This window comes from Collinsella sp. TF12-2AT, from assembly GCF_003436735.1.
Lineage (GTDB): Bacteria > Actinomycetota > Coriobacteriia > Coriobacteriales > Coriobacteriaceae > Collinsella.
On record NZ_QSQK01000011.1, the window covers coordinates 26,631 to 47,524 of the forward strand.

Annotated in this window: 15 protein-coding genes; 7 read left to right on the forward strand and 8 right to left on the reverse strand. The window is 59.3% G+C overall.

The genetic code is table 11. The annotated features are described in order from the left end of the window. The first annotated feature begins 106 nt into the window (after window positions 1-106). Complete coding sequence (locus tag DXD24_RS07845; protein WP_099431937.1) at window positions 107-1,198, forward strand: hypothetical protein; 1,092 nt, start codon at window positions 107-109, stop codon at window positions 1,196-1,198. Window positions 1,199-1,279: 81 nt separating this feature from the next. Here the strand turns inward: DXD24_RS07845 and DXD24_RS07850 are convergent, their stop codons facing one another. Further along, entirely contained in the window at window positions 1,280-2,170 is an 891-nt protein-coding gene (locus DXD24_RS07850) for a DegV family protein (protein WP_117564477.1), read from the reverse strand. 318 nt (window positions 2,171-2,488) lie between these two features. On the opposite strand from DXD24_RS07850, the gene DXD24_RS07855 reads away from it, so the two are divergent. The 3 genes from DXD24_RS07855 to DXD24_RS07865 all read left to right on the forward strand — a co-directional run bounded on the left by DXD24_RS07855 (window position 2,489) and on the right by DXD24_RS07865 (window position 5,505). Then, window positions 2,489-4,405: a fructose-1,6-bisphosphatase gene (locus tag DXD24_RS07855; protein ID WP_117646501.1), complete on the forward strand. Its 1,917-nt coding sequence runs from the start codon at window positions 2,489-2,491 to the stop codon at window positions 4,403-4,405. 78 nt (window positions 4,406-4,483) lie between these two features. Continuing rightward, the gene (locus DXD24_RS07860) at window positions 4,484-4,879 is read left to right on the forward strand and encodes a GtrA family protein (RefSeq protein ID WP_117564479.1); all 396 of its coding nucleotides are present in this window, start codon (window positions 4,484-4,486) and stop codon (window positions 4,877-4,879) included. Between the two features lie 218 nt (window positions 4,880-5,097). Next, entirely contained in the window at window positions 5,098-5,505 is a 408-nt protein-coding gene (locus DXD24_RS07865; protein ID WP_055250894.1) for a GtrA family protein, read from the forward strand. 158 nt (window positions 5,506-5,663) lie between these two features. Here the strand turns inward: DXD24_RS07865 and DXD24_RS07870 are convergent, their stop codons facing one another. The 7 genes from DXD24_RS07870 to DXD24_RS07900 form a co-directional block, all read right to left on the reverse strand. Beyond that, complete coding sequence (locus tag DXD24_RS07870; RefSeq protein ID WP_233502362.1) at window positions 5,664-6,551, reverse strand: DUF4430 domain-containing protein; 888 nt, start codon at window positions 6,549-6,551, stop codon at window positions 5,664-5,666. Window positions 6,552-6,560: 9 nt separating this feature from the next. Continuing rightward, window positions 6,561-10,355, reverse strand: coding sequence for a DUF4430 domain-containing protein (locus DXD24_RS07875; protein ID WP_158550174.1), 3,795 nt, complete (start codon window positions 10,353-10,355; stop codon window positions 6,561-6,563). Between the two features lie 428 nt (window positions 10,356-10,783). Continuing rightward, the gene (locus DXD24_RS07880) at window positions 10,784-12,547 is read right to left on the reverse strand and encodes an AarF/ABC1/UbiB kinase family protein (RefSeq protein WP_117564481.1); all 1,764 of its coding nucleotides are present in this window, start codon (window positions 12,545-12,547) and stop codon (window positions 10,784-10,786) included. Between the two features lie 8 nt (window positions 12,548-12,555). Next, window positions 12,556-12,972 carry a hypothetical protein gene (locus DXD24_RS07885; RefSeq protein WP_117564482.1) on the reverse strand — a complete coding sequence of 139 codons (417 nt, stop codon included), beginning with the start codon at window positions 12,970-12,972 and terminating at the stop codon, window positions 12,556-12,558. A 99-nt stretch (window positions 12,973-13,071) separates the two neighbouring features. Continuing rightward, the gene (locus DXD24_RS07890; protein WP_117564483.1) at window positions 13,072-14,595 is read right to left on the reverse strand and encodes a C69 family dipeptidase; all 1,524 of its coding nucleotides are present in this window, start codon (window positions 14,593-14,595) and stop codon (window positions 13,072-13,074) included. A 99-nt stretch (window positions 14,596-14,694) separates the two neighbouring features. Beyond that, entirely contained in the window at window positions 14,695-15,549 is an 855-nt protein-coding gene (locus tag DXD24_RS07895) for a bifunctional 5,10-methylenetetrahydrofolate dehydrogenase/5,10-methenyltetrahydrofolate cyclohydrolase (RefSeq protein WP_117564484.1), read from the reverse strand. A 2-nt stretch (window positions 15,550-15,551) separates the two neighbouring features. Beyond that, window positions 15,552-16,184 (reverse strand): cyclodeaminase/cyclohydrolase family protein, encoded by a 633-nt coding sequence (locus DXD24_RS07900; protein WP_055250908.1) that lies wholly within the window; start codon window positions 16,182-16,184, stop codon window positions 15,552-15,554. A gap of 377 nt (window positions 16,185-16,561) precedes the next feature. Here DXD24_RS07900 and DXD24_RS07905 point away from each other — a divergent pair, with 377 nt between their 5' ends. The 3 genes from DXD24_RS07905 to DXD24_RS07915 all read left to right on the forward strand — a co-directional run bounded on the left by DXD24_RS07905 (window position 16,562) and on the right by DXD24_RS07915 (window position 20,804). Continuing rightward, entirely contained in the window at window positions 16,562-17,164 is a 603-nt protein-coding gene (locus DXD24_RS07905; RefSeq protein WP_147326359.1) for a hypothetical protein, read from the forward strand. Between the two features lie 243 nt (window positions 17,165-17,407). Continuing rightward, window positions 17,408-18,001: a hypothetical protein gene (locus tag DXD24_RS07910; RefSeq protein ID WP_117564486.1), complete on the forward strand. Its 594-nt coding sequence runs from the start codon at window positions 17,408-17,410 to the stop codon at window positions 17,999-18,001. Between the two features lie 304 nt (window positions 18,002-18,305). Beyond that, window positions 18,306-20,804, forward strand: a complete 2,499-nt coding sequence (locus DXD24_RS07915; protein WP_117564487.1) for a phosphatidylinositol-specific phospholipase C — start codon at window positions 18,306-18,308, stop codon at window positions 20,802-20,804. The last annotated feature ends 90 nt before the right edge of the window (window positions 20,805-20,894 follow it).

A 20,894-nucleotide genomic window follows, 5' to 3' on the forward strand; every position in this document is an offset into this window, starting at 1 on the left:
CGGTCTAACGAATTGCGTGGCGGGGAAAAATCAACTCGTCAAACGATTTAGCATTCGCAATTCCGGCTGCATCGCGCCGGCCGTCATCACATAGAATCGAGCTTCCATGGATACCCTCAACGATCTAAATGAGCGCGTCGACGCCTTCGTCGGCACCAGCTCTTTCGACACGCCTGCCGCGGCAAACGACCAAGCCCCCATCGATGTGCCCGCCGAGGTTCACGAGGACATTGTCGCCTCGGTCGATTTCTCCGAGGTCGAGCTCGCAGACGAGTTCACCGAGCCCCAGGTAGCCGTCACGCCCAACGGCCTGCTCCCTATGGAGCCCCTGCCCATCGACGGACGTCTGCGCAAGGCTGCCCTTCGCATGCCCGACGAGATCGAGGAGGCCAGCGGCTTCACGCTCTTCGGCCGCCGCATCAAGTCGCTCATTTACACCACCGATGTCGCGGTTATCCGCAACTCCAACGCCGATGCCGTCTTTGCCGTTTACCCCTTCACGCCGCAGCCCGCCATTACGCAGGCGCTGCTGACCGTCGCCGAGTGCCCGGTCTTTGTAGGTGTGGGCGGTGGCACCACCACCGGTAAGCGCTCCGTGCAGATGGCAGCCGTCTCCGAGATGCAGGGCGCGGCGGGATGCGTGGTCAACTCCCCCGCCACCGCCGAGATGGTCGAGCACATCACCAACATCGCCGACATCCCCGTCATCGCTACGGTCGTTCGCTGCGACGACGATGCCCACGCCAAGGTGCGCGCTGGAGCCAAGATTCTCAACATCGCCGCCGGCAAGAACACGCCCCAGGTCCTACGCGAGCTGCGCAAGCACTATCCCAACCTGCCGCTCATCGCGCCGGGCGGCAAGACGCCAGAGAGCATCCGTGAAACCATCGCCGCCGGCGCCAACGCCATCATCTGGACGCCGCCTTCGGCCCAGCAGCTACAGACCGACATGATGCAGCGTTATCGCAAGATGAAGGAAGACGCCACACCTGTCATCTCGCACGACGATGTGCCCATTATCGACCAGGTCTCCGCCGCCGAGGTCAGCCAGGTCGAGAACATGAATCCCGACGTGCCGATTCCCGACGAAGTCATCGAGCGCGTCGCTTCGATCCACGAGCGCGTCGAGGAGCATCGCGCCAACCGCGGCCTCAAGCCGTCACTGCACGGCTTCTTCTTCCGCGGAAAGAAACGCTAACCCCAACAGCAAGGCCCGCCCCACAAACGTGAGGCGGGCCGTTTTCGTTTGAGCAATCATGCAGCGATGTGATGGGGCAAACTAATCCACGCGCTTGTCGCCCATAAAGAAGAGCGCCACCGTACCAGGTCCGGTATGCGAGCCAATCAGAGTACCGATGTTATTGATCTCAATCTTGCCTTTAAGCTGCGGAATCTGTTCCTCGATCAGCGCCGCAACTGCCTCGGCATCCTCGCGGCACGCCGAGTGCGACATGACGCACTTACCCGAATAATCCGCACCGTCCTGCACGTGTGCCATCATGGTCTTGGCCATCTCGGAAATCGCGCGCTTCTTAGTGCGAATCTTCTCACGTGGCGACAGCTTGCCGTCGCAATCGACCGTCATAAGCGGGCAAATCTTAAGCGCCGTGCCGATGATCGCACTCGCAGCCGAAATGCGACCGCCGCGCAGGTAGCTCGACAGATCGGTCGAGAAGAACCAGTGGTGCAGGTTGAGCTTGTGCTCCTCGATCCAGGCAGCCGTCTCGTCGAGTGAAGCCCCGCTATCGCGCACATCGGCGGCATATTCCAGCAACAGGCCAAAGCCCGAAGACGCCCCCAGCGAATCGATGACGCGCACCTTGCCGCCCTGGGGATAGCGATCCGCGAGCATCTGCGCCGCAACGCAGGCCGATCCATACGTGCCCGAAATACCCGACGACAACGTCAGGTGCAGCACGTCTTTGCCCTCGGCAACAAGCGGCTCCCAAAACTCTTCGTACTCACCCACGCTCACCTGAGACGTCTTGGGCATGGCGCCCGCGGATATCTGGGCAAAAAACTCGTCCGGCGTAATCGACTGATACAGATCGTCCGTATAGACAACATCGTCGATCTCGTAATGAAAACACACGACAGGGATATTGCGCGATTCAAAGAACTCCCGAGTTCGATCGGCGGCGGATTCACAGGTCAGGACAAAATCACTCATATGAGGCTCCTTACGTATAGTTATAAAAATTATCGCACAGCAAGCATAAATACGGTACAAATGTCCACTATTTACCAAATAGAGCCAAAGGTGGTGAACATCTTTACCGTCATCATCTCTATCGATCCCGGAGGCATACGTCTGCAAAAACGACCCTACGTCTCCACTCAACCGCCATATCTACCTCAACTAAATCGATTTACCAAACCGTTCAGCCGACAATTCAGCCGCTGGCGCAAAATCGAAACAAAAGCGGCGCATACTGATAAACGTTTGACGCTGTTTATCAGTTTTACCAGCTCCATCGGAAGGTGTTTCATGGTCGCATTCGATCGCAATCCGCAAGACTTCAAGTATCTGCGTCTGCTGTCGAAACAATTTCCCACCGAGCAATCCGCGTTTACCGAGATCATCAATCTCTCGGCCATCCTCAACCTGCCCAAAGGCACCGAGCATTTTATGAGCGACGTGCATGGCGAGTACGAGGCCTTTATGCACATCCTCAACAACTGCTCGGGCGTCGTGCGCGAGCATGTCGACGAGATTTTTGGCGACACGCTCACCTTTGACGAAAAGGGCGAGCTGTGCACGCTCATCTACTACCCGCACGAGAAGATCGAGCTGGTCCGCAGCCAGCGCGAGGACTCGCCCACCTGGTACAAAACGATGCTTGACCAGCTCATCATGGTCGCTCGTTCGCTTTCAAGCCGCTACACCCGCTCCAAGGTTCGTAAGGCCATCCCACGCGATTACGCCTACATCATCGACGAGCTGCTACACACGCATCCGGATGAGAACAACTATCGTGTGCGCTATCATGAGCGCATCGTGGAGTCCATCCTGGAGACCGCAAGCGCCGACGACTTTATCGAGTCGCTCGCCTCGCTCATCAAGCGCCTGGCCGTCGACCACCTGCACCTGGTGGGCGACATCTTCGACCGCGGCGGCGGCGCGGCCAAGATTATGGACCGTCTGCTCACCTACCATTCACTCGACATCCAGTGGGGCAACCACGACCTGCTGTGGATGGGCGCTGCGGCCGGTGAGCCCGCCTGCATCGCCACGGTGCTGCGCAACAACCTACGCTACGACAACTACGAGATCCTGGAGAACGACTACGGCATCTCGCTGCGTGAGCTTGTCGCCTTTGCCGATGCCACCTACACCGCCGGTGAGTCCATCACCCCGCTGATCAAGGCCATCAACGTGCTGCTCTTTAAGCTCGAGGGCCAGATTATCCAGCGCCACCCCGAGTTCGATATGACCGACCGCCTGTTACTCGACAAAATCGATCACGACACCGGCACGGTCACGCTCGCCGACGGCAGCGTGTGGCCGCTCACGACCAATGACTTCCCCACCGTCGACCCGGCGGACCCCTATTCGCTCACGCCCCAAGAGCAGCACATCATCGACAAGCTCGTGTCCGAGTTTGTCACCGCCGATCACCTGCATCGCCATATCGATTTCCTCTATTCCCACGGCTCGATGTACAAGGTCGCCAACGGCAACCTGCTGTTCCATGGCTGCGTGCCGCTCAACGAAGACGGCACCTTTAGCAGCATGAACTGCCTGGGCACCTGGCACGCTGGCCGCGATTATCTCGATTTTTGCGACCACATCGCCCGCCGCGCCTGGCGCGTGGGCGACCGCGACGCTCTCGACTGGATGTGGTACCTGTGGATTGGCTTTAACTCACCCGCCAGCGGACGCCTGGTGCGTACCTTTGAGCGCGCCTATATCGCCGATAAGAGCACCTGGGTCGAGCCGATGGACCCGTACTTTACGCTTACCAAGTCGCCCTCGGTCTGCGACGACATCATGCGCGAGTTTGGCGTCGCGCCCATGGCATGCTCACCGACCGGTCACATCATCAACGGCCACACGCCCGTTAAAACCACCAAGGGCGAGCAGCCCATCCGCGCCGAGGGCAAGCTGCTGGTCATCGATGGCGGATTCTGCCGCGCTTACCATCCCAAGACGGGCATCGCCGGCTACACGCTTATCTCGAGCTCGCGAGGGTGCCGCCTCAAGTCGCACCAGGCCTTTACCACCGTTGCCGAGGCGCTCACCCGCAACATCGATATCGAAAGCGAGACCAACCGCTTTGACGAGGCCGACCGCCGCCGCATGGTGAGCGACACCGATACCGGCGCCAAGATCCGCAGCCAGATCCAGGACCTGCGCCAGCTGCTCGATGCATATAGAAACGGTGCTATCGAGGAGCGCGCCTAGCACCACCCGTGGGGATTGGCTAAACTTGCTGAGTTTGTCATCCCCGCGGCGCCCCGGCGCCACCATAAGGCAGGTACCATGCAAAAGCTCCTTGCGCAGATCATGAAGTTTGGCGTCGTCGGCGTCATTGCCACGGTCATCGACTTTGGCATTATGAATCTGCTCCACTACGGTCTGGGCCTCAACATCCTAATCGCCAACACCAGCGGCTTTATCATCTCACTCATCTTTAACTACCTCGCTAGCATGAAGTACGTGTTTGCGCACAAGGAGGGCATGAGCCGCCGCCGCGAGTTCATTATCTTTGTCGTGCTGTCTGTGATCGGTTTGGGACTCAACGACGGCATCGTGCTGGCGCTCAACGCCGGCCTGGGGCTCGAGGCCAATATCGCCAAGATTTGCGCCACCGCGCTTGTCATGGTCTACAACTTTGTGACCCGAAAGATCTTCCTGGAAGGCGACGAGACCAAGTAACTCGCAACCTTACAGCTTTACAATGCCCACAGATGACGCGCGTCGAGCGCTGTGTTGTTCGTGGGCATTGCTCGTTTACGGGCAAATTTTCAACGTTTGCGGATTAGCACTTGATAATTTGGCGAGTTCGTATAGTTCTTGGCAAAGACCTTACGTTTCCCTTGCAAAAGCTCTAAAGTATTCTCTGCTCGATTCATCAACGCATTGGATGTGATTACGTGCGCAAGGCACTGGCACAACCTCATACCAAGCAGTTCCTCAAGTTCGCTGTCGTGGGTCTTATCTCCTTTGGCATCGACTGGGGTATGCTCATTGCGCTCGTCGAGCTGTTTCACCTCGACTTTTTGATGAGCACCACGGTCTCGTTTACCACGTCCGTCGTGGTCAACTACTGGCTCAGCATGAAGTATGTGTTCGACCACCGCGAGGGCATGAGCCGCAAGCGCGAGTTCACGATCTTCACCATCCTGTCGGTGATCGGCCTGGGCCTCAACGACCTATACATGTTTGTGGGCGTCACGTTTTTGAGCATCGGCTACCAGGCCATGAAGGCCATCGCCACATTCCTCGTCACCTGGTACAACTACTTCAGCCGTCGCTTCTTCCTCGAGGGCGCACGGTCGTAGTCGATTCGCTATTTGCTTGAATGTATAACCGGTTGGAATTCCCATTCCAACCGGTTTTTTGTTTGCCGAGAGACCGGGCGGCCCGGTCCCATTCGCATGAAAACGGGCGGCCCGGATGTTTGTCCGAACCGCCCGTCTGGCGCGCTATGTCGAGGCCTCTAGCCTGTAACGTAATACCAGACCACGTTGTCGCCGTTGGAGAGAACGTAGTTGCTGCAGGCCGTCATGGGCGTTGTGCCGTTGACGGAGTACATCCAGCCGCTCGTACCGCCGTACTGTTTCTCCGCCAAACCACCAATCGCGGAGACATACGTGCCGTACGACGAGCCATGTGCGTTGACAGAAAGGCCCAGCGCGCACAGGGCATCGTAGACGGTAGCGCCTTCGTTAAAGGTAAAGGTGCCACCAGAAGACACAGGATTGCCCACAGCGCTCGATGTGACCGAAACCGTCACTGTTATGTAGCTGGACTCCTGCGAGCCGCTCTGGCCGCCCGAGGAGGCGTTTCCACCATTAGAGGATGAGGCTCCATCAGACGACTGGCCACCGCCAGACGCATTGGAAGTATCGCCGACTCCCGTATTTTGGGCAGCGGATTTATCGCCAGACTTCTTGCCGTCCTGACCATCGGACTTCTTGCTATCCGAGCTTTTATCCGATTCCTTGTCCGAAGACTCGGAATCGTCCTTGCCGTCGTTCGAACCCTTGGACTCGTCTTTTGCATCATTCGATGACTTGGAGTCCTCGGAACTGGCCTCGCCCGAAGCCATAGTCGAGCCAGACGCCTTGGTGTCCTTGGTGACGACGCTCTCCCCCGTCACGGCCTGAATGATCCAGTCGATGGACCAGGCGCCGCTCTCGGAAGGATGGACGAAGCCCAGCGAGACGACGATCAGAATGGTGCACGCGGCAGTCAAAACGCCAAGGAGCGCCTTGCGACGAGGGGCGGACGCCGCCGAAGCGGCGCCCTGTTGCTTTGTATCGTCGAACTGAATGAACGAGGAATCTGGTTGCTTGGGGTCAGCGTCCTTGGATTTATTGGACACAGCCCTCACCTACCGACGTTTGGTGAACACGAACACGCCGACGATGGCGAGACCGATGACGCCGGCGGCAACGCCAACAATGGCGAGCGGGTTGGTGCCAGCCTCCTGCTCGGAGGCACTAGAGGACTTCTTAGCAGTGGTCGTGGAAGCAGCACCCGTATCGGACTTGGAATCGGACTTCTTGTCGGACTTGCTGTCCTTCTTGTCAGACTTCTTGTCAGACTTCTTCTCGTCCTTCTTATCGGACTTATCGGAGTCCTTCTTGTCGGACTTGTTGTCCTTGGTCTCGGTCTTGGTCGACACCGTCGTCTTGGTCGCCGGCTTATGACCCGGGGCGACAACGCCGCCAGCCTGCTGGCCCTTCGTGCCAGAGCCGGAACCCGTGCCAGTGCCGGCACCAGCACCAGAACCGTTGCCAGCGCCACCGTTACCACCATTAGTGCCAGAACCGCCATTACCGCCAGGGTTAACAGCATTCTTGGTCCACTTGGCATACAGCGTCAGATCGGCCGTCACCGGCGTACTGAAGTCATACGCCTGCGTGCAAGCCTCATCGGTGAACCAACCGCCGAAAGTGTAGCCATCGCGCGTCGGATCGGCCGGCTTGACCAGCTTGCCGTCGGCCGTAGCAACGAACTTAGTGTCGCAAGCAGACCCGCCGTTGGAATTAAAGGCAACCGTCCAAGACTCGACAGCCCCCAGCTTGAACAGAGTACCCGAATCATTGATGTAGTAGAGGTTGCCAGAAGCATCGGCAATGACCGGAGAGTCACAGTACTGGTAATGGCCAGCCGCATCATAAATCTGCGTCGCCTCTGCGTCGCCAAGCGTATAGCGATACACGCCACCGCCAGCAGAGTAGTTGACGTAATCCTTGCTATCCGCGCTGTTCACGGTGAAGTACACATAGGTCTTGCCGCCCTGAACACTCACCAGCGGAGTAGCAGCAATACCGTTGAGGCCAGCCGGCAGCGCCTTGCCGTCGGCAGCAGCGACCATCGTGGTCTTACCCGTCTTCAGGTTATAGAGAACCAGAGCAGAGCCCGTAGCCGTCTGTCCGCCGACAATCAGATTGTCACCAGACACCGCTGGGGCGCTCAGATTATTCGTAAGGCCCAGATCAACCGTCTTCTGTTCACTCAGCACACCCTTCGCCGAAAGCGAAATCACATGGAGCTTTCCGTCGTGCGTCATCTGATAGAAGGTCGAACCATTGGACGGATCGGCAATGCAATCGGCATTTGCGACAGCGCCGAGCTTCATGGTCGAAACGACATCGCCCGTCGTCTTATCAATGCACTTAAGCGTGCCCGCGCTCGTAGGAACAATGGTGTACTTATCCGTCAGCGCAGCGCCAGTCCAATAATAGCCCTCGGAAAGGTCAATGTTCTGCCAAGAGACTTCGCCCGTGGCAATCTTGATACGCTTCAGGGAGCCGTTGCCGTAGGTCGCGTTGTAGTTCTCGTCATACGAAATATCGACCGTACCAACATAGACATACTCGCCGTCCGAAACGACGGTGCAGGAGCTCTGCGTCAAGTCCGTCAAACCAGGCGTCAGCCACTTGCAGATCAGCTTGTCTGCAGTAATCGCCTGGACCGCACCGCCGTTGAGCGGAACGATGATAAGGCCGTTGGTATAGATCGGACGAGAGGTATAGCTCACCTTGGAGGCAAGCGGCGCAGAGGCAACCTTTTTGCCCGTGGACGAATCGATCTTAATGAGCTCGTTCTCGGTCGCGATGTACACAAAGCCGTTAGCGATGACAGGTTCGCTGCAGTTGGCATACTGCTGACCAGACTCGGCCTTCCAATCGAAGGCCCACTTAAGACCGGCGGCCTGCGCAGGTGTCTTGGCATCCGTTACGGTCGAACCGTTGCCACCGTTGCCGTAGCCGGCCCACTCGGCATCCCAATCAGGAGTCGTTGCACTCGGGTCCACGACAATCTTGTCGGGATCGGGCATGGGCGATTTATCGGTGGTGTAGGCAAACGTAGCCTTGTCGCCGCTCTTGAGCGTGACCTGGTTGGCGCAGAGAGATGAGGGCTCTCCGTTGATAAACAGACGCCAATATTTCTTGGTCGCACCATCCCAGCCATACGGCTTGTGATCGAACGGCGAAGTAATGGAATTCAGGAACCAGTACTCACCACTCTGGGAGCCGTTGTACGTAACGCCCTTCGCCTTCAGAACCGTCTCAATAAGGTCCTGGGCCGTAGAGCCTTCGGGCAGGGAAACATTGCTTGCCGAGCCCCAGCGAGTATTGTTGCCGTTGACATCGGGACCGATAACATCGACGGACCCAAGAACCTGACCGGGGAGGGCATCGGCGTCAGCACCATACATAAAGGTGACGGCGTCACCCTCTTGGAGTTCGTAGTTGCCGGCCCCGACTTGGGCGAACTTGCCATTTACATAGAACTGCCAATAACTTTTGGTCGCAGGATCATACTCATAGGTCTTACCGTCAAGCGGCGAGGTAATGCCGCTGAGGTACCAACCCCAAGACTCTTCTTTAGCATCGAGGGTAAGACCAGTCTGCTCCAGCAAATCCTTAGCAGTGGAACCAGCCTTGAGACTCGTCTGGCCCGTCGAGGCCCAAACCTGCTGCTTGCCGTCCTTGTCCTTACCGAGGACCTGAACGGAGGCACGGACGGAATCAGAGGGCAACTGGTCGCCCCAGCCACCGTAGAACCACGTAACGGTATCGCCAGCATGAATGGTGACATTGTCTGCCGTGTAGTCGCTCGACTTGCCGTTGATGAACAGCTGCCAATAGGTCGAATAATCGAGCGGCGTACCCAGCTCAACGCCGTTGTACTTAAGGCTCAGAATGAAGGAGCCCGCAGCAACGGCGTCGATGTCATTCGCCTCGAGCGCGACCTTCGTAAGGTCAAGTGCGCTCGAGCCGGACGTCACCACATACTGCGCGTTATCGACCCAAGTCTGAGTCTTGCCCTGGGCATCGCGACCAATGACGGTCACATTTGCGGCAACCTGGTCCTTAACGACAGGGGACGCGCTACCAGCCGTATAGGCAAACTCAATCTTCTGCCCCTGGGTGAGCTTGATGCTGCTCGCGCCAACCGAGGAAGACGCGCCATCGACGAACAGCTGCCAGAAGGCATAAGTCGTCGGATCGTAGACAAGCGTGCGGCCATCGCTCGGGGATGTGATGCTTTTGAGGTAGAACCCGTATGCCGTGTTCGGATCGTAGTCCGCCTTGAAGCCCGTCTTCTCCTGCAGCTTAATAAAGGCATCCGCAGCCGTCGCGCCCTCGTCGAGCTTGAGCTGCGTAGGTGCCACCCAGGTCTGAGCCTTGCCGTCGGCATCGGTGCCGATAATCGAGAACGAGACCTCGACTTGCTTCTTGGCGACATCGCCAGTTTCCGTCGGGTTCTCTGCCTGGACGGCAGCCACGGCGGCAGATCCTGCTTGGCCAGCGGATGCCGTCGAAGACTGCTCGCTCGCGGCAGGGTTCTCCCCCGTCGCCGAGCCTTCGTCGCCAGCTGCCGCCCCTGTTGTGGCGGTACTAGCTGCAGGCGCGCTCCCAGAATCTGAAACCTCAACGTTGCCCTGGTCGGCAGCACCATCCGCAGGCGCTGCGTCCTCACTCGGCGTCGCAGCCTGAGCCACAGCCTCGGCAATGCCCTCGGCGCCCTCGGCCCACAGCTGAGCCGGCGTGGTGCCAAAGGCCATCGCGAAGGCCAGGAATGCCACCAGACCGCGCTTAGCTACACCGCGTGCAATCGCGCCACGGCGATGCAACGAGGCGCACTCACGCTCGTCCTCAAACATATCCATTTGTCCCCCATTGTCTGTACTTGGAGCGTTGCCTTGAGGCTGCCCCACGTCATCGCGCATGTTGCGCTCGAGTTCCCCCATCGGGGTCCCCCTTCCCTCCAGAGCCCTATGCACGCCGGCGGCATACGCCGCAGCCGCATGCAAGATGGGAGGCGATCCGACTTAACCTTAACGACTCGGGCACGTCGTCCGATCTGCGACGCGAACATCCCGAGCCAAGAGGAATTACGGTTACTGGTACAGCCGGGGACTTGCACCCCGATTCTCCCAAACGCGCAGGAAAACCGCGCATTCGTGCGTCTCCGCACCACCATCTATGCCATCGATTATTACCGTCAGTATGGTATCACGCAAAAGGGCCTCGCACGCAGGCGAAGCCCAAGGTAAAAGCTATTATTTGCGATAGGAAAATACGGTGACCGCAGCCCCTAGTGCTTGCCGCCGTGACTGTTGAGCCAGATATTGCGGCCCAGCATAAGCGCCAGCACCAACGCGCTCACGTAGCCCAAAAAGCCAATGACCGGAATGCCAAACACAACCGGCTCGATGCGCGCGTAGTACACCACCGACGAACCGATAAACAGACCGGCGATCACAATTGCCATCGACATGCGGTCGATAATTCCACCCAGCTGTCGCAGCGCCTTATCGCTGCTCATGATCTGCGTGTTCACCTTAAGCTGGCCGCGCGTGAGCATGCGCGAAGCCAGGCCCAGATACTCGGCCGCCTCGAGCGAGCCCTTCGCCGCGCGATAGCTGCTCGCGGCAAGATCGCGTCCCATGTCGCGCACGCGCGCATAGGTGCTCTTCTCGTTTTTGATGTGCGTCTGGATGATCTGGATCATGTTGACGTTGGGCATATACTCAGTCAGCAGGCCCTCGAGCGTCACCATGCCGCGGGCGAACATCGTTACCACGCTCGGCAGCTCAACGTCGTTTTTGCGCGCCAGGTTTAACAGCGAGGTCAAAAACTCGCCGATATCCAGATCCTTCAGGTCAAGGCCCGCAAAGTCTGCGACGATAAAGTCCAAATCGGACAAAAAGGCCGAATGATCGAGCTCAGCCGAGTCGCCGCGCGTCACGGCAAAGCGCATGAGCGAATCCTTGAGCTTGGGCACGTCACCCTCGGCCACGGCGAAAATCATGTCCTTGACGATACCGCGATCGTGACTCGACATGCGTCCGACCATGCCCAAGTCGATAAAGTAAACGATGCCGTCCTTGAGAATAATGTTTCCCGCATGCGGGTCGGCATGGAAAAAGCCGTCATCGAGCACCTGCGTCGAGTAATCCTCGACGATTGCGGCACCGATCTTTTCCAAGTCATAGCCCTCGGCCACCAAGCGTTCAGGATCGGCGATCGAAATGCCGTCGACGTAGTCCATAACCACCACGTGCTCGGTGCACAGGTCCAGATAGGATTTAGGGCACGTCACGCCATGAACGCTCTTATGGAACTCGTAGAAGTCGTTGAGGTTTTTGGCCTCGGCCAAAAAGTTGGTCTCCTCGCGAAACGAGGTCCACAGCTCCTCGACTACGCCGTGCAGGTCAACGAATTGATCGGTGTTGACGAACTTGGAAACGATACGCACCACCGAGCGGATGATATCGATGTCCTGTGCCATAACCTGCTGCGCACCGGGGCGCTGCACCTTGACGGCCACGTCCTCGCCCGTCACCAGACGAGCGCGGTGCACCTGCGCGAGCGATGCGCTACCAAGCGGATTGGGGTCGATCGCATCGAACATCTCTCCCAGGCGCAGGCCGTATTCTTCTTCCAGACAACTGAGTACGACCTCGTACGGCACCGGCTCCACGTCGGACCGCAGACGACGCAGCTCGTCGCAAAAGCGTTGCGGCAGAATCTCGGACCGGTTGGCCAGAATCTGCCCCATCTTGACGAACATGGGGCCGAGTTCCTCGAGCAGGCGGCGCAAACGAACCGGCGTGAGGTTATCCCACACGCGGTACTTTTTGACCAGGCGAACAATCTGCCCGATGCGCTCGCGGCGACCCGCCGGCGTGAGCTGGTATTCTTCATCCGGCGCCATCGCGTCGGGCTCCTCGGGGACCATATCGACAGCGCGCGGCTTCTTGCGAGCGCCCGAGACGGCGGCATCGACCTCATCGACAACCGCCGCCTCGTCACCCAAGGGGTCTAGATTGTTGTAATCGGTGGTGGAATCTGCCATCTGCGCTGCTACTCGGCCTCTTCGGTATCCTTCGCATCGTCGGGCTCAACGGACTCGACGGGCACCGAGGTCACGTTGTCCTCGACCGAATCGACGATGTCGCGCACATGGGCCAGGAAGGCCGTGCGCTCGAGGGCTGTCATGACGCGGACGCGAGCCAGAATGAGCTCGTCGAGCACGCGCTGGGCCGCGGTCTCGCCCTGCATGCCCAAGCGCTCGGTCAGATCGGAGATGGTACCGCCGGCCTGTTCGAACATGTCGGACACACTGCGGGCGATACCGGGGGCGCCTGCGTCCTTGCGCACCTGCTCGCCCTTGGTGTTAAGGTCGTCGAGAACCTTCTTGCTGCCCTCGACGGCAACGGCGGCGGCGCCGAAGCCCACGTTGATGGCGCCGTTAACAAGCTGATCGAGTTTCATAACCATGGTTGTCTCCAATCACAAACAACTGCATTGGCGTTCTTGTACCCAAGATTGAGTGAAAGCGACAAAGCGTTTAAGCGCTATTCGATCGACGGGAAATCCCTATCTCACGTTGTCGTTCATCGCGAAAGAGTTCTTCATGGCGCAGCTCGTGGTGTAGAGCACCTTGCCCAACAGGGCATCGGTCTCCACGCGCACGAGCTCGGCAAACTCCTCGTTGGCGCGTGCAAGCTCGGCAGGCACCTCGGCCTCGGGCAGAACGGCTACGGCAGCGTCGACGTCATGAATCTGCTTGTGGCCCATGCCGCCGACCTTCTCCTGATAATCCTCGACTGCGCGGCCGCACTCATGGAAGCGGACGTCGGCCAGCGCGCCGATCAGGCGGTTGGCCCAGTAGAAGTTTTCGGACGTCACGCGAGCCTGCGTGTCGGCAAAGTACTCGGGCATGGTCTCGACGTTGGCGTACAGCGGAACCAGCGCGTTAAACGAGTTGGAGCCAAAGGCCATCCACTGCACGGCGCGGTAGGCCGGATGCGCATAGGGGCGCAGCTGCAGCACAGCGAGCTGGCTGTTGCGGTTGATGCCGATGGGGCGATAGGCGCCACGCGTGGCGGGCGTGCCCTTGCTGCCGTAGCAGTCGTACTCCGTGCCCTGGTAGTGGCTCGAGAGTACGTACTTGATGTCCTCGATGGTCACCTTGCGCTCGGGCACGCGGCTCCAGGGAATATCGTCGCTCTCGGGCGTGTAGTCGGCCTCGGGACCGTCCCACACATCGCTGGGGTTAAGGCAGCGCTGCATATACCAGGCGCGCGGCGTGTTGTAAACGTGGTCGCTGTCGCTGTGCGAGCCAAAGGCCTCGCGCGGGTTAAAGACCGCGGCCGGACCGTCGCCCTCAACGCCCAGCGTCAAGTCCAGATGCCACTCGGCCATCCAAGCGCGCAGGTCGGCGGAGCACATGTGATCGGCCTGGGCGCCCTCGGCGTCATCCAGGTCAAAGCTGTCGATACCCAGCTGGTTGGGCATGGTCACATAGGCGTCATCGGGCACGCGCTTGGCGATCCAGTGGTGACCGCCGATGGTCTCGAGCCACCAGATCTCGTCCACGTCGCTAAAGGCGATGCCGTTGTTCTCGTAGGTGCCATAGCGCTCGAGCAGGTCACCCAGAATGCGTACGCCGTCGCGGGCGGATTTGGCATATGGCAGCACCAGGGTCACCATGTCCTCCTCGCCCAGACCGCCGGGCTGCGCCGGAACATAGCCGTCCTCGTCCTCGTTGCCCTTGGCGGGCACGTAGTCGACGAGCGGGTCGGCGCCGCGAACGCGCTCGTTGGTGGTGAGCGTCTCGGTTGCGGACATGCCCACATTGAGCTCGTTGAAACCGGCCTCGGCCCAGATGCCGTGGCCCGGGACAACATCGGGGACGCTCGTGTAGCGCATGGGGTTATCGGGCAGTTCAACGGTCAGGTGACTCAGGACGCTCGTGTAGACGCGCGGCTGCTCGTCGGGATGCACCACGCGCATACGCTTGGGCTCAAACACCCCATTGGACGAGTCCTCGTTGCGGGCAACCAACGTCGACCCGTCGTAGCTCGCGTTCTTACCAACCAAAATCGTTGTGCACGGCATGCGCATCCTCCTTGAGCGAAGAAATCAAACGATAACAGTGTATCGCTTCGGCGCAAAAAGGGCGAAACCACGGCCTCGGCAGCCCTTGTGGTCAAAAACCTATTTCGATGCGCGCTCGGCCGCCTCGATCACGTGTTTGGCGAGGATCGCCGTCGTCACAGCGCCCACGCCGCCCGGCACGGGCGTGATGGCGTTAACGACCGGCTCCGCAGCATCAGAATCGACGTCACCCACCAACTTGCCAGCGGCCTCGTCCCAATTAATGCCAACATCAATGATCGTCTGGCCCTCTCGAACCGCATCCACGTCAATCGTACGCGCGCGTCCAACGGCGGCAACCACAATGTCGGCAGCACGGCACTCGGCAGCAAGGTCGTGCGTATGCGTATGGCACGTCGTCACTGTGGCATTGCGAGCCGTAAGCATGGCGGCAACGGGACGGCCAATCACCAGCGACCGACCAACGACCGCGACCTTGGCCCCATCCAGCTCAACGCCGTAATGATCCAGCAAAGCAAGCACGGCTTCGGCTGTGCAGGGGGCAAAACCCTCGCCGCGCCCCGAAAGCGTGGTGAGCAGCGAAGCCGGCGTCATGGAGTCAACGTCCTTGGCAGGATCGAGTGCCGCGGCAACCGCGTCCTCGTCAAGGCCGGCGGGCAGCGGGCGGAACATCAGGCAGCCATGAACAGACGAATCGGTATTGATGTCCTCGATGGCCGCCAACAGCTCGTCCTGCGAAACATCGGCGGGAAGCAAAACGCGGCGAGCCTCAATGCCAACCTTTTCGCAGCGCTTGAGCGCACCGCGCTCGTAGGATAGGTCGTCCTCGCGTTCACCCACGCGCACGATAGCCAGCGTCGGCACAACGCCGCGCTCGCGCAAAGCCACGCAGCGAGCAGCAAGTTCCTCAGTCAAAGCGCGAGCAACGGGGGCACCCTTCAGCAGTTCAGCCATGGCTATCCCCTCTTCCTTGCGGCGTCGGCGGCGCGGCGCGCCAGCGCATCGGCGCGCGGCAACCACATGTCGAGCAACTCATCACACGCCGTCTCGAGCTCCTCAGCACGAGCGCGATCCTTCATAGACGTGGTGTTCGCAAAGAGCGTCAAGCTCGCGCCCTGCATAGCGGAACGGCAGAACACGGCGCCGCACGCCACATCGGACAGCAGCTGACGCGAACCCTTGTCGGCCATGTCCTCGAGCAGCGCCAGTGCACGCCCGCAGGCATCCATAATGCGATACGGCGGCATAGCGGCCACATGCAGCGCATCCTGAATCGCGGTCGCTCGAGCCGGATCGCCACGCGGAATACCGTACGCCGCGGACACCTGCCCATATGCACGAACGTCCTCGGCAACCAACTCGACAAGCTCCTGGGCCAACTCATCTGCCTGGGCAAATGCGCGCGTCAGGTCATCCGCGCGATCGGCAAGCGCAGGATTGGTCGCACCATAACGAGCGACCATTCCACAAAGCGAGGCGCCCAGCGCGCCCACAAAGGCGCTCGCGCTGCCACCGCCGGGAACCGGCTCGCGTGCGGCAAGTGCCTCGGCAAACTCTCGACAGGTTTTATCCATCATCTCTTGGCTCATACGCACGCACCTTCAAGTCATATACATCGGTCAGGCGGCAACCGCCGACCAACCGCATCGAACACGTAATGGTGCTAAGTCTAGCCCATAAGCACATGGGCGTCAGCGCACCTGGCCATCGCGGATTTCTATGACGAACGATAGGCCATGCCAACGCAAACATGGGACACATGGCCCACGTTTCGAGACTCCCGGGCAGCGGCAACTGGGGCATACATATAGGTAAGGAGCCCCATGTTGGGGCAACGCTCATCACGGCACCGGACGACGAATGGAGGAATCACCGCACAGCAAACAAAGTCATCATGTGCACGCGCAACCGCCGCCCCAGCGATCCGCGGCACACGATGTCCCTGGCAGACAAGGAGGACGCCACCATGAAGAAAAAGACCCTATCAATCCTTTCCCTTTGCATCGCCCTCTTTGCCGCATTTGCCCTTGTCGGCTGCGGCGAGAACGCATCGGGCGGGGGCAGCAGCGCATCCAAGAGCGAGGGCAAGGAAAAGGCCCCCGTCGCCAAGAAGACCGACTTTATCTGGTTTAAGGTCGAGATGCCCGAGGGCGTCGGCGTAAGCGACTCCGCCGGCAAGAATGCCGACAGGGTCCAGCTCACCTTCCCCGAAGACGAGAACGCCTCGGCCGATCGCTTTATCCCCGTTTGGAAAAAAGCGATGACAGCCGAGGAATCCCACGCCGACCAGGCAGAAAAGAAGGGGGATACGTTCCAGTGGAAGGATGGCGGGTCCGTCGAGTATAACGGCAGGACGTGGCTCGTCGGAACATACGAGGACAACAGCGGCATCTCAACCATGCTTTTTACCGACGTTGAGCCGGGAAGCGTCTACGTCCTCATCTCGAACTTCGACCAGCACAAGAAAGAAGCCGAGACGCTCCTCAACTCCATCGAGTTCCCCGATGACATGGCAGAGGCAGTTTCCGAGGCGCGCGAAGTCGAGATTTCGAGCATCGAGCTCAAGTAACGGGACACCCGCACGCGCCTACGCGCACCTGCGCACATGCGCCCCATTAAAGCAACGGGCACCCAACCCCGGGGAGGGCCGACAGGCATCGGCCCTCCCCTCTTTTGGACCCGCGCATATTGCCACTTGTCGGCGCAAATCCGGCCCTCAGAATGGGACACATGGCCCACCCTAGCGAGCCGTCCACGCGTACAGTAAAGGCAGGTAATCCATGGGCGGTTACAGATCGAGGAGGACACGACCATGAAAAAGAAGGCCTTTGCGATTCTCACACTCTGCATCAGTCTCCTTGCCGCGGTTGCCCTGGTGGGTTGCGGCGGAAGCGGCGGCGCTACCGGCAGTGGCGGTGGCGGCGGCGCAGAAAAGCCAGCCGTGGATATGAGGACCGACTTCATTTGGTTTAAGGTCGAGGTGCCCGAGGGCGTCGAGATCACCGACGTTGCCGGCGACACCGCCGACAGGGCCCAGTTTAAGTTCACCGAGAGCGAGCACGCCAGCGATCGCTTCATCCCTGTCTTCGACTCTGACAAGAACGCTGACGAGCTGTTCGGCTACGAGGCCAAATGGAAGGCCAACTTTGAGTGGACCGAGAATGATCCCGTCAAGTACAACGGCAAGACTTGGCGCAACGCTTCCTATACACACTCGGGCGGCGTAACGACTGAGTACTTCACCGAAGCAGGCGGCGGCAGCGTTTACGTGAGCATCGACAATGTCGAGGAGCACAAGGACGCCGTCGAGACCATGATGAAGTCTCTGGAGTTTGCCGATGACATTGCCAAGGCCAAGACCGAGGCCATGGACGTCAAGCTCGACGATATCGAGATCAAGCGCTAAGCGACTGGCGAGCGCAACGGGAAACACGGTCGCAGAGCAAACAAGCGACGGTACCCCAGCGCTTCGTACCCAGGGAGGGCCGGTAAACCGACCCTCCTTTTCTTATGCCGATAGCCGGCGAACGCGAGGGTGCCGGGCGGCAAAACCACCCCCAGCGCGGTAGCAGCACAAATAGACAAGCGCCCCAACGCGTCCGCCCGCCGATTTATGGCGCCACGCAGACAATTAAGCCAACACGTTTAGACATCCGGGCAGTATAGTGAACAAAATGAGTGCATAACCGCACCCTGCGAACGGAGGAGTTATGACCGAACACCACGCCATCAGCCGTCGAGCATTCACGTTGGGCCTAGGACTCGCAGCATTGTCGCCATTTGTAAGCCTGCCCGAAACCGCGGGATTGGGCCTTCCCGTGCGCGCGGCATTTGCAGAAGACGCTGCCACAGCGTCAGTCAGCCTCGACAATTTCGTCATTCGCCTTCGCCCCGCGGGCTATTTTCGCACCGCGAGCGTCAACCAAGACGGCAACGTTCGCGGCAACGTCTGCCACCTGTTTAACGACGGCACGTCCAGCAAGCTCATCCTTGAGAACGTAACGACCAAGAATGACGATACAAACTGGTATGCTATCCGCACCTTGCTCAATTTCGAAGAGCATAAAAAGACGGGCTACAGCATTTGGTCGGTCGACGACGACTCTGACAAAGATGGAAAGGTCATCCACGTATGGGGCGGCGAGTATGACAACAAGCCCAGCCGCGCTTTTGCGTTCGAGCGTCAATCAAACGGAACCTATATCATCCGAGACCGCACGGTCGAGAAAGAAACCGAGAAAAAAGACATTAAGTACCTGGCAATAGAATCGAACGGCGAAGACCAGGACAACAATAAGATCTGCCATAAGAGTAAGAGCATTCCGTGGGAGCTCGAACTTATCGGTTACGACATGAAAAAGAACGATGCCACGGTTAGCAGCCTCGACTGGATCACGTACAGCAGCTACGTCGATGGGCCATGTTGGATGAAATACGTCGACGACAACAAGTTCCTCGACGAGCTGAGCATCCCGGGTACGCACGATTCGGGCACCTGCAGCGTGGACAACGACACTGAGCCCCAATCCTCGCAAGTAAAATGCCAGCAGGATTACATTCCCACGCAGTTGCTCGAAGGCATTCGCTATTTTGATATCCGGCTCGGAAAGGGCGACGACCCCGGTATCGACCACGGGGATTACTACCTGCTCAAAAAAGACGCGTACTTTATGCATCTTTCCGATGTCATAGGCTACTTCAAAACGTTTTTGAACGAAAACCCGACAGAAGCGCTCATCATGCTTGTATCACGAGGCAACGACGAGGCTACCGACGAAAGTGTTACGACGGCTTTCGCCAAGGTTTTGGACGACAACCCCAAACTGTTCTATACGTCGAGCCGAATCCCCGCGCTACACGAGGTGCGCGGAAAGATCGTTCTGCTGCGTCGATTTAGGCTCGCCGGCAACAGTGTAAGCGGCCACACGTGGGGCCTCGACCTTACCGAATGGGATGACAAGATCAAGGCTCACTCCGACAGCGCCACTATGTGTCTCGTCCAAGACGCGCGGGGCTTTGAAGCCGCGGGGGAAACAGGCGACAAAGAGCCCTATTGCACCAAGGTATACGCCCAGGACAAGTACAAACTCACGGGAACCGACAAGCTCAGCTGGGTCGATAATGCGCTGAAGGAAACGACCGGGCGCACGCGCAACGAGGTAGATGTCGAGGACGATAACGGGGCCAAGGAGCAAGTCCTGGAGCGCTGCTGGTCTATCAACTACACCAGCTGCACGGGCTTGTCGCACGGAGGCAATCCTTTTACCTCGGCACGAGTAGTCAACGAGCATCCGTATAAGAGCCCGTACATCAACCCCAGCGGCACCGAGGATACAAAGTCAGATTACCTCAAGCACATTGGCATCATCGCATCCGACTTTGTTGATGCGGCGCTGGCCCGGAGCATCTACCAGCGCAATTACGATACGGAGCACAAGCAGACGGCTTCGTACTATCTCCCGTACTATCTCCCGACCCGCATGCGCATGACGTACGGCGACTCGCTGAGCGATGCCTCATTCCAGGATGGCAAGACCGTTGGCGAGGGTCATTTCCGCCTTGCTGACAGCAGCAACGCGCTCAACGCGACAGCTTCGGGCCATGCGTTTGCCATTGAATACGTGGATGTCGACGCCCTGGGCAACGAGACCGTTACGGGGCTGCAGGGCTCTGTGCCCATCGATATCGATCCACGCGCGCTGACGCCCCATTTTGAGGGACTCGAAGGCCTTAAGGCCGGCGAAGACGTGCGCGCCAAGATTGCGGCATCACTCGAGGGCAAGCTCGAAACCGATGCCTGCACGGCCCAGCTCGAGTTTGTGCACGACGCGGACGGCGCTCCGGGCACGGCAATGGCCGAGGGCGAAACATTTGCCGCAGGAACGTACTGGGTGCGCGTGAACGGTCTCTTGGGCGACGCGGCGCAGAACTACACGCTCGCCAGCGACGGAGCCGCAAGCTTTACCGTAGCGGCCTCGGGCAGTGCGGGCGGCACCGGCAGCGACACGGGTTCCAACGCAGGCGGCGCCGACAAGAACGGCAAGAGCAACAAGAGAGGCCAGGGCAAGGGCTCGGGCGGAAAGCTCGCCGACACGGGCGACAGCTCTGGCGTTGCCGCCGGGCTCGCTGCCGCCGCCGTGGCGACAACGGTCGCAGGTGCAGCAATGCTTGCCAGTGACCGCGACAACGCTGGGGACGACAGCGAGTAGGCAAGCCCGCCTTTTAGACACATCGACTCAATCGGGGGCGCAGGACACCGTTCTGTGCCCCCGATTTTTACCTTGGCCCGAACGCCGCCA